Annotated in this window: 13 protein-coding genes; 11 read left to right on the forward strand and 2 right to left on the reverse strand. The window is 49.9% G+C overall.

The window, feature by feature from the left end; translation table 11 throughout:
• The first annotated feature begins 78 nt into the window (after nt 1-78).
• The 4 genes from L6H98_RS12760 to L6H98_RS12775 all read left to right on the forward strand — a co-directional run bounded on the left by L6H98_RS12760 (nt 79) and on the right by L6H98_RS12775 (nt 5,469).
• A complete protein-coding gene (locus L6H98_RS12760; RefSeq protein ID WP_236415563.1) occupies nt 79-1,512 on the forward strand; it encodes a glycoside hydrolase family 1 protein in 1,434 nt (477 codons plus the stop codon).
• A 191-nt stretch (nt 1,513-1,703) separates the two neighbouring features.
• Nucleotides 1,704-2,846, forward strand: a complete 1,143-nt coding sequence (locus L6H98_RS12765; protein ID WP_236415564.1) for a GerAB/ArcD/ProY family transporter — start codon at nt 1,704-1,706, stop codon at nt 2,844-2,846.
• Nucleotides 2,843-4,351 (forward strand): spore germination protein, encoded by a 1,509-nt coding sequence (locus tag L6H98_RS12770; protein WP_236415565.1) that lies wholly within the window; start codon nt 2,843-2,845, stop codon nt 4,349-4,351. The genes L6H98_RS12765 and L6H98_RS12770 overlap by 4 nt, the downstream gene beginning before the upstream one ends.
• 5 nt (nt 4,352-4,356) lie before the next feature.
• Nucleotides 4,357-5,469, forward strand: a complete 1,113-nt coding sequence (locus L6H98_RS12775; RefSeq protein WP_236415566.1) for a Ger(x)C family spore germination protein — start codon at nt 4,357-4,359, stop codon at nt 5,467-5,469.
• An 84-nt stretch (nt 5,470-5,553) separates the two neighbouring features.
• Here L6H98_RS12775 and L6H98_RS12780 read toward each other — a convergent pair whose 3' ends face one another.
• Together L6H98_RS12780 and L6H98_RS12785 are read right to left on the reverse strand one after the other, a co-directional pair.
• Nucleotides 5,554-6,330, reverse strand: coding sequence for an AraC family transcriptional regulator (locus L6H98_RS12780; RefSeq protein ID WP_236415567.1), 777 nt, complete (start codon nt 6,328-6,330; stop codon nt 5,554-5,556).
• Nucleotides 6,331-6,345: 15 nt separating this feature from the next.
• On the reverse strand, nt 6,346-6,927 hold the full coding sequence (locus L6H98_RS12785; RefSeq protein WP_236415569.1) for a LysE family transporter: 582 nt from the start codon (nt 6,925-6,927) through the stop codon (nt 6,346-6,348).
• A gap of 328 nt (nt 6,928-7,255) precedes the next feature.
• On the opposite strand from L6H98_RS12785, the gene L6H98_RS12790 reads away from it, so the two are divergent.
• From L6H98_RS12790 to L6H98_RS12820, 7 genes are all read left to right on the forward strand, one after another.
• Nucleotides 7,256-11,308: an S-layer homology domain-containing protein gene (locus L6H98_RS12790; protein ID WP_236415570.1), complete on the forward strand. Its 4,053-nt coding sequence runs from the start codon at nt 7,256-7,258 to the stop codon at nt 11,306-11,308.
• Between the two features lie 354 nt (nt 11,309-11,662).
• On the forward strand, nt 11,663-12,385 hold the full coding sequence (locus L6H98_RS12795; RefSeq protein ID WP_236415571.1) for a DNA alkylation repair protein: 723 nt from the start codon (nt 11,663-11,665) through the stop codon (nt 12,383-12,385).
• Between the two features lie 19 nt (nt 12,386-12,404).
• Nucleotides 12,405-12,959 (forward strand): methylated-DNA--[protein]-cysteine S-methyltransferase, encoded by a 555-nt coding sequence (locus L6H98_RS12800; protein ID WP_236415572.1) that lies wholly within the window; start codon nt 12,405-12,407, stop codon nt 12,957-12,959.
• Nucleotides 12,960-13,270: 311 nt separating this feature from the next.
• Entirely contained in the window at nt 13,271-13,711 is a 441-nt protein-coding gene (locus tag L6H98_RS12805; RefSeq protein ID WP_236415573.1) for a hypothetical protein, read from the forward strand.
• Between the two features lie 40 nt (nt 13,712-13,751).
• Entirely contained in the window at nt 13,752-14,285 is a 534-nt protein-coding gene (locus L6H98_RS12810; protein ID WP_236415574.1) for a cysteine hydrolase family protein, read from the forward strand.
• 107 nt (nt 14,286-14,392) lie between these two features.
• Complete coding sequence (locus L6H98_RS12815; protein ID WP_236415575.1) at nt 14,393-15,241, forward strand: aminoglycoside phosphotransferase family protein; 849 nt, start codon at nt 14,393-14,395, stop codon at nt 15,239-15,241.
• An 82-nt stretch (nt 15,242-15,323) separates the two neighbouring features.
• A complete protein-coding gene (locus L6H98_RS12820) occupies nt 15,324-16,850 on the forward strand; it encodes a helix-turn-helix domain-containing protein (RefSeq protein ID WP_236415576.1) in 1,527 nt (508 codons plus the stop codon).
• The last annotated feature ends 32 nt before the right edge of the window (nt 16,851-16,882 follow it).

The raw sequence follows: 16,882 nt of genomic DNA on the forward strand, positions 1-16,882 counted from the left end.
TACCATGACAAACGTTGTCAGGGTATGAGTGGTACACTTGTGTTGAAGGCTTGACCAGACATGAAGGAGGATGCAGAGATGAAGATGAAAGACGGATTCTTTTGGGGCGGCGCTACGGCGGCCAACCAGTTTGAAGGCGGATGGAATCAGGGCGGCAAAGGACCAAGCACGTCCGACATGATGACCGGGGGTACGCACACGACGCCGCGTCGCATTACGCCTGTCCTGGAAGAAGGGACGTATTATCCGAGCCACGAGGCCGTTGATTTCTACGGCCATTACAAAGAAGATATCGCGATGATGGCCGAGATGGGCTTCAAAATGTTCCGCATGTCCATCAACTGGTCCCGGATTTATCCGAACGGTTACGACCTGGAGCCTAATGAAGAGGGCCTGAAATTTTACGACAACGTTTTTGCCGAGCTGAAAAAATACAACATCGAACCATTGGTTACGATCTCTCATTACGAAACGCCATTTGGGCTGACTCAAAAATATAACGGCTGGGCTTCCCGTGAAGTCATTGATTGCTATCTTCGCTATTGCGACACGATCTTCAACCGGTACAAAGACCAGGTCAAATACTGGCTGACATTTAATGAAATCAACTGCCTGACGATGCCGATGGGCGCGTACATGGCCGCGGGCATCCTGTTCGACGGCAAAACGACGCTGACGGACGGCATCGACGATCCGCAGACTCGTTTTCAGGCATTGCACCATCAGTTCGTGGCGAGCGCCAAAGCGGTGAAACTGGGCCATGAGATCAACCCTGACTTCAAAATCGGCTGCATGGTCGCGTTTATGACGACCTACCCGAACACGTGCAACCCGGATGATATTTTGCTTGCACAGAAAAAAGACCAAATCTCCAACATGATCTGCGGAGACGTGCAAGTCCGCGGAGCGTATCCCGGCTTTGCCAAACGTTTCTTCGCGGAACAAGGCATCCAGATCGAGATGCAGCCGGAGGACGAGCAAACGCTGAAAGAAGGCTGCGTAGACTTCTATTCCTTCAGTTATTACATGTCCCTCGTGGAAAGTGCTGATCCATCGGTGGAAAAAGTCGGAGGAAACTTGCTCGGCGGCGTCAAAAACCCGTATCTGGAAGCGTCCGATTGGGGCTGGCAGATCGATCCGCAAGGATTGAGATATACGCTGAACCATCTCTATGACCGCTACCAAATTCCACTCATGGTTGTGGAAAACGGCCTGGGAGCCGTGGACGTTGTGGAAGAGGACGGTTCCATCAACGACGATTACCGCATCCGGTATTTGCGCGACCATATCACGCAAATGAAGGAAGCGGTGGCTGACGGGGTGGATCTGATCGCATACACGATGTGGGGGTGCATCGACCTGGTCAGCGCATCGACGGGCGAGATGAAAAAGCGTTACGGATTCATTCACGTCAACAAAGACAACGACGGCAACGGCGATCTGAGCAGAACGCCGAAGAAAAGCTTCTACTGGTACAAAGACGTCATCGCGTCCAACGGCGAACAATTGTAATCCGTGATTTGGACAGGCCTTGCCGGATCATTCCGATCCGGCGAGGCCGTTTGGTTTGAAAAGGATCGCCGCTGGCGGTCCTTTCTTTTTTTGCATAAAATTTCGATTTATTTCCAACCTAATCTCAAGGAAAAACGCATGATGATGACGCAATCGTTACCATCCGATTCACTTGAGAAAGGGAGATCTCTGTGAACACTTCTGAAAATCGCTACGCGATGTCCCCGCTTCATCTATATTTCGTGCTCTATGTAAGCTTCGTCGGTGCAGGTTTGATGAATTTTCAACACAATATGCTGCGCGGCGCGGCGAATGACGGCTGGATCAGCATTTTGGCCGCAGCCGCCATCATCGGCCTGATCATCAAGATGATGTTTGTTCTGCTTGGCCGCCAATCTCCGGACCGATCCTCTCTTGTGCATATCAATCGTCGATACTGGGGTTCCTACCTGGGAGCCTTCATCAACTGGATGTTCATTCTGTACTTTATCATGGGGGCGCTCGTGACGTTCCAAACCTATGTCCATATCATCCAGCTCTGGGTTCTGCCAATGCAAAACGCGTGGATGCTTGGTCTGGTTATTCTCATCCTGATCTATTACTGCGTCTCGGGCGGGATTCGTTCGGTTGCCGGCATCTGTCTGTGGGGCACGTTGTTTATCCTGATTTTCGTTTTTCCCCAGACCTTTATGGTTGCCTCCTACCTGCATCCCCGCAATCTGCTTCCCGTGTTGGATCACGATGCGGGAGCGTTATGGGTGTCCACGCGGCAGATGCTGCATGAATTCATCGGCTGCGGGATACTGCTGGTGATCTATCCATACGTGAAGTCTCCGGAGCGTTCGGTGAAATGGGCGTATTCGGCATTGTTCACCGCAACGGCGGTTTACCTTGTTTTTTTCGTTCTTGCTTACATGTTTTTCAGCCCCGGACAGATGAAAGAGCATTTGTGGCCCACGCTCAGTCTCATCAGCATCATCGAACTGCCGCTCATCCAGCGCATGGAATATTTGGCGCTGTCCCTCTGGTTGCTGAAAATGTTGTCGATCATCGCTTTAAGCCTTTGGGCCTCCTGCCGCTGCATGAAGCTGCAAAGCGCCATCCGGCCCAGCCTTGGATTGAAGGCGATGATACTGCTCTTTGTGACGATGCTGTTCGTGGTCAAGGATACGGTCATGCTCGAAAAACTGACGGCCTGGTATGACTTGACAGGGGAAATGCTGATTCTGATGTACGTTCCGCTGTTATTTCTGGTTTCATTGATCCGGCGAAGCGACAGGGATCGTCCGAGACAGGGCGAGCCACTTCATCCAGGGAAAGGGGAGGGCGTATGAATACGGAGCAAAAAGAGACATCTCCGAATCCGGAGCATCAGGACAAAGACCTGCTCTCCTCCTGCCGCCGTTCCGACGACTTTATCGTTCAGAATATGGAATTGGACGGAAATGGTCTGGAGCTGCAGCTGTGTTACTACAAGACCTTGGTGGACAGCCGTCTGCTGGAATTGGTCATTCACGGATTGCAGGACCAACTTGCTCCCCGTGCGGGATTGGAGCTGCACGATCTGTTGCGCTGCATCCCGATCGAGGAAACGAAAGTCGAGCAGCAGACGGATCAGGTGATACCGCTGCTCCTTCAAGGAAATCTGATCATTCGTGAACATGCCCGGGCGGAGCAGGTTATTATTGTTCCGATGGTCGGTAAAGACGGGGTGCGGGGCGACAACGACACCGAGAACGAATTCAGCGTCATCGGCCCGAAGGTGGGGTTCGTGGAAGCATTGCCGGTGAATTTGCATTTGATTCGCATGCAGCTGCGGACGCCGAATCTGATCATCAAACAAATGACGCTCGGCTCTTTATCCCGATCCACCGTGGCCATCCTGTACGTCGAGGGCATCGCTCATCCCGAGAACGTATCCAGGATGGAGGAGAGACTGAGGGGGATCGACTTCGACGTAGTCTTCGACACGTCGCAACTGGATCAGCTGATCACGGACAATTCGCTGACCCCGTTCCCGCTGTTCACGACGACGGAGCGCCGCGATCGCGTCGTCTATGCCCTCATGCAGGGCCAAGTGGCCGTCATCAGCGAAGGCTCGCCAAGCATCGTGACGGGACCGTCCACGCTGTTCGATTTTTTCGTTTCGCCGGAGGATTATTATTTGCCTTGGGCGCTGGGTTCCTTTTTTCGATTGATTCGCATCTTTGGCGTCGTTTTCTCCCTGTTTGCTTCGGCTCTCTACGTGGCATTGATGACCTATCATTACGAAGTGGTGCCGAAGGAACTGCTCGGCAAGCTGATTGCGTCCCGGCAGAACGTGCCGTTCCCTCCCTTTATCGAAGCCATTTTTCTTGAAATTACGATTGAATTTCTGCGGGAGGCAGGAGCGAGATTGCCGAACCGGATCGGACAGACGCTGGGCGTGGTGGGGGGCATCATTCTTGGCCAGGCGGCCGTAGAGGCGGCCTTAACCAGCAACGTGCTGATCATTATCGTTTCGCTGTCCGCACTCGCTTCTTTCGTGACCCCGATCTATAAAATGTCCAATGCCATCCGCTTTTTGCGTTTTCCCATCATTTTGCTGGCAGCCATCTGGGGTGCGCTCGGCATCGCGATCGGGCTTTGCTTTCTGCTGGTGCACCTTTCCAGGCTGCGCTCGCTGGGTTCTCCGTATATGGCCCCCTTCTTTCCGCTGCGTTTCAAGGATCTCACAGACAGTTTGATTCGCGCGTCCTATGAGGTGACCGATACCAGACCGAGTTATCTTAAGCCTTTGTCCATGAGGCGCTACAATCCGAGGACATCCCGCCAAACGAATCGACTCGACGAGGAGTGACACGTATGGTTCGTGCATGCAAAATACTGCTGCTGTCCTTCACCCTGATGCTTCTCAGTTCGTGCAGGGATACCAGCATCATTAACGAGATCAGTCTGGTGCTGACCTCCGCGTACGACCTGAAAGACAACCAGATCCACAATGGCGTGCTGATCGGCGAATATACGGACAAGGACAAGAGCGGGGTAGACCTGCTGGAGATCGATTCGACCAACAGCTTCGACGTAATGCCGCGCATGAATGCACAGGCGAAAGAGCCGATCGAATACGGTCAACTGAGAGTCATGGTGCTGGGCGAGGCATATGTCGAGCGGGGAATCGCGGACATTCTGCAGGTGCTGGCCCATAACACCCGGGTGTCCCGAAGAATGCAAATGGCCGTGGCCGAGGGGGAAGCGCTGGAGCTGATCAAAAAGTCGATGAAATTCAACGATCCGCTGTTCCTGTTAAAGCTGATCGAGCAAAATTCCAATGCTCAAAACAGTCCCCATTTTAGCCTGCACCAGGCATTGTTCCAATATTTCAGCAAGGGACAGGACGTATACCTGCCTCGGCTCAGGCCGATCGGAGAGGACCGCATCGCCGTGGACGGGGTGGTCGTTTTCAAAGGGGACAAAGCTGCGTTGCAGATCAATGAAGAAGAAGGGCTCTGCCTGAAGCTGCTAACGGAAAACGCGAAAAACGGCAAGTTTCTGGCCCCGATCGGCGATTCGGCGAAGAACCGGCAGACCACTCCGCCCGGGGATGATTACGCGCTGCTGAAAATAACGTCTTCGTCGGTGAAGCATCGTTTGTTGGGCGGCCATTCGGCCGCACCTGCGATAGAAACCTCCGTGCAAATCCATGCTTCCGTCATCAAAGCGGCGCGCAACGAGTTTCTGCTTTCCGGCCGGGACATGAAAGCCCACGAAACCGAGATGAAGAAACATCTCGAAACCAAAATCAATCAACTGGTGCGCAAATTTCAACAAGCCAATGTTGACCCCGTCGCTTATGGCGAATATGTGCGAAGCTGCACTCCGCACTGGAACAGCGAGAAATTTTATGCGAATTACGGTTCTATGGACATTCGGGTCCATGTCGATTTGCATCTCATTCAGGATGGCATTGTGGAATGACATCGCTGTTCTGAAAATCTTTCCTTGAAAAATGCTTCGGCTGGCGAAGCCGTGAAGCTGCTTGGGACAGGCGCGACCGTCTTGTTACGCATTCAATTGCAGCATGTATTCATGGGGCGTAATGCCGAATACTCTGCGAAAATGCCGGTTCAGGTGTGTCAGGTCGGCAAAGCCGCATTCTGCCACGGCGGCATAGATATCCATTTGCCTTTCAATGACATGCCTTGCCCGCTCCACTTTGCAATTCAGGAAGAACTGGTATGGCGATATGCCTGAGAGTGCTTTGAACTCGCGGATAAATTTGTACTTGGACATGCCGAATTCGCTGCACAATGCCTCAAGTTGGAGTACGTCGTCCGTACTGCAAAACATGATTTCTTTGGCTTTCCGGACAAACTCGTGATGGGGCCTGAGTGCCGGACTCCGGGTTTCGGATCGGGCCAGAAAATGAACAAGGTCCAGCAAAAGTTCGCTGCACAGCGGCTCGTCCTGACGCTGAACGGCATCGTTCAGCTTCAAGATGCTGCTGGCCATTCTGCGGTCATAGACGATCGGCGCGTCGAAACGCAGCTCCTTTTTTCCCAGAATATCCTGTACGAGCTCCGGCCGAATGTACAGCATGACATAATCGATGCCGTCTTTGTCGTAGGAGCTGCCGTCATGGGACTGTTCCCGGTTGAACAGCATAACTCCGCCTTTATGGGAAGCTTGGTAATGCCCATCCAAATGGTATTGTTGAATGCCGCGCAGCGTGACCCCCACCGCATATTCCTCGTGGCAATGCTTTTTATAGGCGAATTCCGAGAAGCTGGCCGTCAGGGACAGCACGTCGGTCGTTTTTTTGTAGTTGAACATATCCATCCTGTCAGCCCCTCTCTATATGATCCCGGATACCATGATAGCTGAGTATACCAAAAATAATGCCATGAGTGTATTTGCTATTTTTCGGTGTTTTTGAAGCCAGGTGCGAAAGACGGCCCCGAAAACCAGCCAACTGGAGTACGCGAGAAAACCGATGAATGTAATCAGCAGCACGAAGATGAACGACGTTTGTGGATTGTTGTAATAGGGCAGCACATAGCTTGGAATGACGGTAAACGTAAACAGGATGACTTTGGGATTCACAAATTGCATCAGCAGGCCGTTTATAAAGCCGGTCGTATGCCCACCCGTCGATTCGGTTGAACCCATTTTATAGATTTGGAATGCCAGATAGAGCATGTAGACGCAGCCGATGATCTGAATGGTTCGAAGAATGCCCGGCAGCATGTCTGCCAGCAGATGATTGAGATACGCCGAGGCGGCCAGCAGCAGGCCAAAGGCCAGCGTAGCGCCCCATACATAGGACATCGTTTTTCGCACGCCCGCATGTTGGACGGAGGACAGAATGACCAGGTTGCTGGGTCCCGGGGTAAACGTGACGATGACGCAGTAGACGAGAAAGGACGTAAGATTCATGGTGCCTCCTTGGAATTGAAGTCCCCTGAATCATACCTTGGCGGCATATGTTCGTTATAGTACATTATTGCAGAAAAGTCGCTTTAGGTTGTTAGAATAGTGCTTAAGGGTTAGGAACATTGGGGTTGAATACGATAAAAAAATATAAAAAAGAAAAAGTTTTACCAAATCTATTGTTTTTATGATTCTTAAAGACTAATATTTCATTATGTCTTTTTTACTATAATGATCCAAAAGAGAGTCTTAAAGACTAAGTCGACTATAATTGCTGAAGGGAGGGATAACAAAACTAGCCTTTACCAATTTTTGAAGAGGGAGTCCATAAAAAATGAATAAGAAGTTTTCGAGAAAGATTGTAAGCGCTAGCCTTGCAACCGCACTTTTATTACCGGGAATAACTCCAACTTTTGCTTCATCCTTTGAAATTATGAATTCAAATGCGGAAACCATTTCTACAGAGAGTCTCAACAGCAAGTCCTTGTTCGGGGATATTTCAGGACATTGGGGACAAAAAGCAATTGAAGAGTGGACAGGATACGGCGTAGTAAAAGGATACAATGGCAAGTTTCGTCCTAACTCACCAGTAACAAGGGCTGAGTTTGCCGCCATGATTGACAATATTATGAAATACATAGAAGAGGGAAGCAATTCATTCTCGGATTTAGAATCGAATAAATGGTACTACGGTGCGATTCTAAAGCTGGACAAGGCAGGCGTTCTTAAAGGAACGAATGGTGAGGCTCTGGCGGAGAAAACCATTACGCGTCAGGAAGCGGCAGTGCTTTTGGCCGGAGCATTCCAAACGGCTGCTGGTACAGATTCGGTTACATTCAAAGACAGTGATCAAATCGCTGATTGGGCCAAAGCATCGGTACAAAGCCTCGTATCCGCATCAGTAATTAACGGCAGACCGGATGGATCGTTCGAGCCCCAGGCCAACCTTTCTCGAGCAGAAGCGGTCACTTTATTTGATCATTTGATACAGATGCTCGTCACAACCCCTGGAGAATATTCGCAAGACGTCCAAGGAAATATTGTGGTCAATACCCCTGATGTGATTTTGAAGGATATGACTATTTCCGGAGATTTGTATGTCACACAAGGTGTCGGAGAAGGTGAAGTAACCCTTGATAACGTCCAAATCAAAGGCAACGTTCACATTCAAGGCGGTGGGGAGCACTCCATTATTTTTAATAATGTAGATGTACAAGGAGCACTTGTCGTTAACAAATACAATGGCAAAGTGCGGATTCTTGCTACAGGAAGCACATCGGTATCTTTAACTGTACTTGAAAGCGGCGCTTTGGTTGTCACTAAGGACCTTACCGGTGGCGGATTTGAGACAGTTGAAATCCCGGCCGATATCCTTGCAGGCCAAGAAATCAAACTGGACGGCAACTTCAACAAAGTAGTGAACCATGCCGCGAATGTACAAATTACAGCGAGTGGGTCGATCAAGGAGTTTGTTGCTGAAGCAGAAACGAATATTACCGGAAACGTCAACATTGACAAGTCTTCAGGCAACTCAAGCATTGTAGTTAACGGTGCTGCTTATGTACCTTCGGCTGGAACGACAGGATCGAGTACAGGTACTGGAAATAGTGGTAATGCTGGAAATGCTGGAAATTCTGGTGGAAGTAGCACCGGAGGAGGAAATTCGGGAGGCTCTGCACCAGGGAATGGAAACGAATATGTTGCGGTGACAGGCCTAACGGTTGCACCTGCATCGGCTTCTCTTGTGGTTGGCCAAAAAACGCAACTTACCGCAACGGTTTCGCCCGGCAATGCGACCAATCCCAGAGTCAACTGGAAAGTAGCTGACGGCCAGACTTCGATCATTAGTGTAAGCGATTCTGGTTTAGTAACGGCCTTGACTCCCGGTACAGGAACAGTTATCGCTACGACTGAGGATGGAACATTTAGCTTTAGTTCAACGATTACGGTTTCAGCACCCGCATTGGGTATAACATTGTCTAAATATGAAGGGTCCATTGTAGATCCCGATACCCAACTGGATGAGGAAACAAAAACCAATAATGAACATGTTACGATACTAAGCAGCGATCAATCGTTAATTCAAGCAAATCATTACGATGCTTCGATAACAGCAACGCAAGCTTTGCAGGGAACGGTAACTACCTCTGTATACAGTGTTGTTTCTTTAACGGACGCAGATGCAAATCCGTTAGTGGATGTTTCTGGGGTAAAAGTAACTTTGGATGGGATGGAGTATAATCCTGAATTTGGAGTGGGACTGAGTCAAGGAAATGAAACCAACCGTTTCTTGCTCAAGTTAGACATCCATCAGCCAAGAAACATTGAACAGCATCAGCTCATCATCTCTCGTGAAGGGTATGCGGATACTTCTATGACGATTACGTATCGTCCGGAAGGAACAGTGGTTCTACAGGCAATCGATCCGATCGCAGGGGAGCTATTGGTAGGATCAGAGTTAAGTGCAGGAACAGTGCATTACGAAGGTGGGCCTGTAAATCAAGAGGCTTTGTATCAGTGGTATCATTCGGATACAGAGACAGGATTGTACAGTAAAATTGATGGGGCAACATTTGCAAAATATACGTTAACTGAAGACGATGGCGGAAAGTATATTCGTATTCATGTTGCGTCTGACGAAATCCAGGCTAGCGGTTCAGCCATAAGTGCAGCTTTCGGACCTGTTCAAACTCCCGTAAGCGCAAAGGAAGTATTCGCTGAAATCGAGAAAGTGTTCCTCGGGAAAAATACAGATAAAAATAACGTCATTAGTGATTTGTTTCTTCCGACTTCCCTGCCAGGCTATCCGGGAGTTCTAATCAGTTGGTCGACTGATAATGAGTCTGCATTGTCCAGCACAGGGGTCATCACCCGAATTGAAAAAGAGGATCAATTCGTAAAATTAACAGCGACTTTAAGCGGCGGAGCGGCAGGAACACATGAATACGATTTGACGATCAGGGCCGCTGGAACGAACAATGTAGGCATTGACGGATTTATCGATCCGTATTTTGTGAGCAGCTATCCACAAGCTTATATTAAAGATGGCACAATTCATGTTAAATATGCACTAAACGCGCCTGCGGAAGTCTACATGATTGTCAACGTTATTAATGGTGGGTGGAAGTCAGATGTAAAGGCTGTCCTTGAAGGGCATTCAGGGGAAAACAATAAGCTTATTTATACGAATCAATGGCCGTATTTTGAAATAACCTCCGATCAAATCAACCAGGTTCAGGATTTCGATACAGGGGTCAGAATCTCTGATAGTAATAAGTCAGAAGCCAAAGTGGAATTTGTTATTGCTAACCAATCCCAAGGGTATGTTTCAAGCGAAGTCACTCGAATTCAATTCGACCAGACCGTCGTCGGCAGTTTGGATACCCAACCTCCAGTTTCTTACGCAAAGTATATTAACAGAGATCTGGACTCGATTTATGTCTATTTCAACGAGAAACTAAACACAAGCAGCGTTCCTTCCATCCAAGACTTTACGCTGAGCAGTGGCCGCGTGGAATCTTTAAGCGTAGTTAACAAGCAGACAGGGATCCAACCGGCCTATGTCAAGCTTCATGTCAGTGGCATCACAGAGGCTGATTTGAGTACTCTGAGAGTCAGCTATAACGGCACTGCATTGAAGGACTTGAGCGATGCTGAAAATGAGGTAGTAAGCTTCTCCAATGCAAAAATTAATGCGTATAGTCCAAAATTCACAAATATTATGCTTAGTTCTGATCGTCGTTCTGTTTTGGTAGACATAGAGCCCGGCTGGGATCCGTATGATTTTCCTGAGTTGAATTTCGACGCGGCTTCTAGAGCAAGATTCAGTATGCAAATTGCAAGTGTGAGTTACAATCCGAATTTCATCAAATACAGCTATGGATCGAGCGAGATCACGTACACACTGCAATTTGATTCACCTCTTCCTGAAGGGGAAGCAACGTTAAAGTTCAATTCAACCGGATTGATCGATTGGGCCCAGGATTCATATCCAGAAGAGATAATATCAGGACCGATTTTGCAGCTTCCTGCTTCCGGGTCGCCAACAGCAAGTTATTCTCAACAAAACGGTAAAATTATTTTATCATTTGCGAACGGATTCGAAATAAGTAATTCTTCGACAGCGGCAGCAGGATTAACGTTGAAGATCGATGGCGTGGAATATGCTCTTCGCGGGTACCTGATGTCGCTTAACTGGAACAGCAAAAATCAAATTTATATTGATCTCAATGAAAAATATTCTTGGAAATTTAAACAGGCTGTGGAGCAAGGCAGCGACATTCAAATCAAATATTCAAAAGTCAATCAAGAAGACCAACAACAATTGTCTGATGCAGCTGGTGCACTTATTCCGGATTTCGATTATATTCAAGTTACCAAACAATAGTAACGGGCAAGGAAAAAGAAGCGACGAGAGAAACTTTCGTCGCTTCTTTTTTCAGTGAAGTAGGTTTCTCGATTTTGCAATCTTGCTCAAACATTCCTGTGAGGCTTACAATCACAGGCTTAAAAGTTATACTTGTAGATACATATACTATGTAAACCGCAAAAAACATACACACGTTAACGGAGAGGCAGAACCAATCTGGAGAAGCGAAGCGTTCGCATTTATCACCGGATTTTCCCCTTAAAAAAGGGGAATCAAAAAATCTGGGGATAACAGCGATCGGAAGATGGTACTGCGCTCGCAGTGGCCTTGTGTGATTGATTATTGCAGTTTATATATCAGAGGAGGACCCGAGTGATTACTGATGTGCGTACCGAATTGTTGTCCCTGGCCGAACCGGAATATCAAAAATTTGCGTCGGCGCTCATTCCCAACATCACGAATTTGCTCGGAGTGAGGTTGCCGGCGTTGCGCAAGGTGGCGAAGAGAATCGCGGCCGAAGACTGGCGCGGTTTCCTGGAGACGGCGAAGAACGACTATTTCGAAGAAGCCATGCTGCAGGCGATGGTGCTTGGTTATGTCAAAACCGATCTGGAGGAATGGCTGCGGCAGATTGCCCGCTTCGTTCCCAAGATCGATAACTGGTCCGTTTGCGACAGCTTTTGCATCGGATTGAAAAGGGCGAAACAGCATCAAGACGAAGTGTGGGCTTTTTTGCAGCCATACCTGATTTCTGACCAGGAATACGAGATTCGCTTCGGGGCGGTCATGCTCCTGAATTATTATATGGACGAGCATTATATCGACAGGGCGCTGGCTGCGTTGGACCGGATCAAGCATGAGGCATATTACGTCAAAATGGCCGTGGCTTGGGCCGTTTCGATCGCTTATGTGAAGCAGCCTGACATTACGATGCGTTATCTGCAAAACAATACGCTGGACGATTTCACCTACAACAAGGCGCTTCAAAAGATTACGGAATCGCTCCGCGTGGATGCAGAGACAAAAGCGTTGATTCGCAGCATGAAAAGAAAGACTGCCAAAGTGCAGCATACTGCACGGAGCAGCAAGGGTTGAACGGAATGGAGGACAACCGATGAGACAAAGCATAAAATGGACCGCGTTGGAGCTGGATGGGCAGCCCTGGATCCCGATGGCTACCGAAAAAGGGGTGTGCCGCATCGTGATGCCGAACGAAACGCTGCAGGACTGGAGCGCATGGGCTGCGCGGATCTCGCCGGAAGCGGAACTGCAGGAAGACGCGTCCGCGCTGGAACGAACGGGCATCGTCGATTGGCTGAAGGCATACTTCAACGGAGAACGGATGGCGGTATCGCGGGACATTCCGCTGGATTTGGTCGGAACGGCGTTTCAGAAGCAGGTATGGCAGGAACTTGGACGTGTGCCGTACGGGGAGACCCGGACGTATGGGGATATTGCCGTGGCCATCGGCAGACCTTCCGCCGTACGGGCTGTAGGCGCTGCGAACGGAGCAAATCCCATTCCCCTCCTTCTGCCATGCCATCGAATTATCGGGGCCAACCGGAAGCTGACCGGATTTCGCGGCGGCCTTGAATTGAAGCGAAGATTGCTGGACATGGAGCGCATAGACGGCGTGGCCGATGGCGGCCATGAGCGGTTTCGGTTTTAATGACTCGTGATGTGACGGGAAGGGAAGAGAAATGGAGGGTGGGCCTGAAATGAGGCGCACTACAGCGGAAAACCACGGGAAACCGTGGTTTTTTTTGCTGTCACATCTTCCGATATATGGGTTATGATGGATATGAATGAAGAAGGGTCGGGGAGAGGAGAGATGAAATGATGACGGATTCAAACTTCATTGGCATACTTCCCGGCATCGAGAGATTTGAAGAGGACATCCGGGAAATTGGCTACCCGGTAAAAGGGCGACCCGGATCTATGAAACAGCAGCGGCCCGAAAACGAAAAGAAAGGGTGACGGATGATGGCTGCTATCCCGCGAAAACTGCTTTCGGCATTGCTTGCGTCCATCGCATTTGCATGTATTCTAGGTCTTCTATCGGTAGGCATGAGGGGGGCGTACGATTTCCATATGTACGTTCTGATTTATGCGATTTACGGTACGCCGGGGCTTCTGTTGATTGGGATTCCCGTTTCGTTCCTCCTGGATTACGGGTTGGGCAAGATTCACACGGCAAATGCCGGTGTCAGAACGACGTTAACGACGATTGGGTATGCAATCGCTGGTTTTGCTGGAGGAACCATCTATTTGATCGTTATTACCTCCGGAAGGGCGCTCCAAAGTTCTTTTGGCGAGTGGCTGCCGCTGAGCTTGCTTGGCATTTTGGCCGCCTTGTTATTCGCGTGCATCGATCGAAGGCTGCTTGCCTCATCCAAAACGATTAAACCTCCGGTTGGATGAGCGATGCTCATTATAAAATATTGGAAGCGGAGGAATGGGGATGAGCAACTCAAAAGCACTTCTAGTTATCGACGTTCAGGTAGCCATGTTCGATGAAGCCGACCCTGTAGTCCAGGGAGAGGCGCTGCTTCAAAAAATCAAAAGTTTGATCGCCAAAGCACGCCAAAACGGTCATCCCGTGATCTACATTCAGCATACCGAAGGAGCGGGCACCCCGCTGGAACGGGGGGCGAACGGCTGGGGAATTCATCCAAGCATTGCGCCCCTGCAAGGGGATGCTATCGTCGAGAAATTGACGCCGGACTCCTTTTATGAAACGCAATTACATTTATTACTGCAAGAGATGGGCGTGAAAGAGCTCATCTTGTGCGGCATGCAGACAGAGGTATGCGTCGATACGACCTGCCGCAGCGCGTTCAGTCACGGGTATGGTGTAACGCTCGTGAGCGATGCGCACAGCACCTGGCATTCCCCGCAGCTGCAGGCAGGCCAGATCATCTCACATCATAATCATGTGCTGAGATTGTTCGCGACAGTGGCGGGCGAGGAAGAAATATGGACCGGCGGAGCATGACATGATTCGAATTTCCGCCAGGAGCCTTGTAACCGCATCTGGCAGAAATGTTTTTGAGGGGGAGTAGGGGAGGGGGAACCAGATTGCATGGCAGTGGTGTTTGTGCATTGAAAGATATTCATTGGATCGAGCTCCATCAGGACATTCGGGCACTCATGAACCAGCCATGGCATGTCGTCCCCTTGTCGCCAGGGATGGAGGCAGACGTATATCGGTACGGGTTCGAAGGCAGATCTTGTGTGCTCAAAATTTGGAACAAGGAATCCAGGCCCAATATCGCCAATCAGTATCGGCTGCTTTCCGAATTGCATCATCAAGGTGTGAAGGTGTCCATCCCTTATGGATGGGGCGAAGATGCAGAGCGGAATCAGGTTTTGCTTATGAACGACGCCGGCATCCCTGTAGACACGCTGACTTCAGAGAAGCTCAAGGACCTGGCGTTAATGCTGATGGAAGTACACCGCTTTAGGAAAAGCCCCCAGGATGATGATTTTATTCCAGCCTATGATTTCGCCGGTTACTTTTTTCCCGGCATTGCAAGTCATCCGGATCTGGAACGGATTTTATCCGATGCGCTTCAGCGCGTATCACTCAGGCGGGACTGCCTGATTCATGGAGACTACAATTTGTGGAACGTCCTGGAGGCGAACGGGTGCTGCACCATCATTGACTGGACGAACGGACAATGGGGCGATCCCAGATACGACGTCGCATGGTCTGTTTTCCTGATGGACGTCTATACCGGCCACAAATACGGAAAAACGTACCGTGTGGAATTTCTCCAGTGGAACGATTATGCCAGTGAGGATATGATTTGGTTCGAAGCCCTTGCCTGCTTGCGCTGGCTTTTGCTGAAACGGACCGGAGGCGTGCCTTTGCATGGCGAAACGCTGCAGCGTATGACGGCCATCCTGCATCGTAATCCATATGTAAGTACGGATTTGTTGCTCCGGTAGTTGAAGGGCGACAGTACGAATGGCGGCAACGTTTGAAACACGACACCCTGCAAGCTTCATTTCATGAAAGGGGGAAACATGAATGATGAATGTTTTATTAGTGGATGATGAGCCGTGGGTACTGGAAGGCCTGCGAACCATGGTGAATTGGGACAAATACGGTTTTCGAATCTGCGGAGAGGCCGAGAACGGCAATGCCGCCTGGTCGATGATTGAGGGGCTTCAGCCGGATCTGGTGTTTACAGATATTCACATGCCTTCCGTAAGTGGTCTCGAACTGATCGACCGTTCTATGCATGGGCTGGCCAAACCACCGCGATTCGTCATATTAAGCGGATATGACAACTTCGAATATGCCAAAACGGCGTTGGAACAGCGTGTGGAGGATTATTTGCTCAAACCTATTGATGAGGCCGAGATTGAAACCGTATTGGAGCAGATGAGCCGTAAAATCCAGGAGGAGCATGCTTCGAAGGAAGCGCATCAGCGCGAGCGTGCTTTATATGTGAATTGTTTGTTCAACCGTCTGCTGCAGGGTGAGGACGACAGCGAACTGCAAGCGGAGGTGATGGGCATGCTGCAAATGGAAGGTCGTGAGAGCATGGCCTGTCTTCTGATTGAAACGGATGCCGGCACAGAGGACGTGAAGGCACGGGTACGCCTGTTGGCCGACGAACATTGGTCAGAGCCTTTTATGGATGCCGAAGGAAGAATCGGCGTGTTCGCTGCCGAAAGCGGAGGATCTCTGGAGCGGCTTGAAACATTGGGGAGAAGTCTGTTTGAGACATACTCCGGCCATGCGTCGATCATTGTTTCATTCGGTCATCAATCAGGCGGAGTAGGCGCGCTGCGGTCAGCGTATGACAGAGCGTTATCCGCGCTGAAATGGAAGCGTTACCAGCATGGAGGCGGCTTCGTGCAGGATCAGGAATTGCCGCAGTACGAGGACGTGGCCTGCGTAAATCATAAAGCTCTGGCAAACCTGCTTGCAACGATTTTGTCGGGCGAACAAGACAGGCTGGAGGGAGAGGTGCATGCGCTGTTGACCAATTCGGACGCAGGAAGCCACGGGTCGGACATTGAATATGTCCGGGTTCAACTGCTGGCCCTCGAAATGGGGGTCCTCAAGCAGCTGAAGGAACTGGACGGGGATATGGACAGCTTTATGCTGCACGTTCAACAGATGCCGGTCGGCCTTACCGGCATACATTCCTATCCCGCGTTTCGGGAATATGCGCTCGAATTAAGCCGCATTGCCTCGAAGGCGCTGCAGGAGCAGCGGAAAGAAAAGGAATGCAGCACGGCCTTTCGGGTGGTGCAGTATGTCAATCAGGAGTTCCGGGAGAAACTGCAGCTTCAGGAGCTTGCTCAGAAATTTCATATGAATGCCAACTATTTGGGGCAAGCCTTCAAACAGCAGACCGGAAAGTCCTTTCGGGAGTATCTGAATGATAAACGGATTGAAGAGGCAAAGCGGCTGTTGCGCCAGAGCCGTCTAAGCATTGCCGATGTCGCGGTAAACTCAGGGTATCCGAATGCCGACTATTTTGTAAGTCAGTTCAAGCGAATGACGGGCATGTCCCCTTCCGCATACAGAAAGCAACCATAGTTCCGACTCGGAAAGTAACGAATGAAGGATGG

Origin of the sequence: Paenibacillus sp. JJ-223, assembly GCF_927798175.1 — a bacterium.
Taxonomy (GTDB): Bacteria; Bacillota; Bacilli; order Paenibacillales; family Paenibacillaceae; genus Paenibacillus; species Paenibacillus hubeiensis.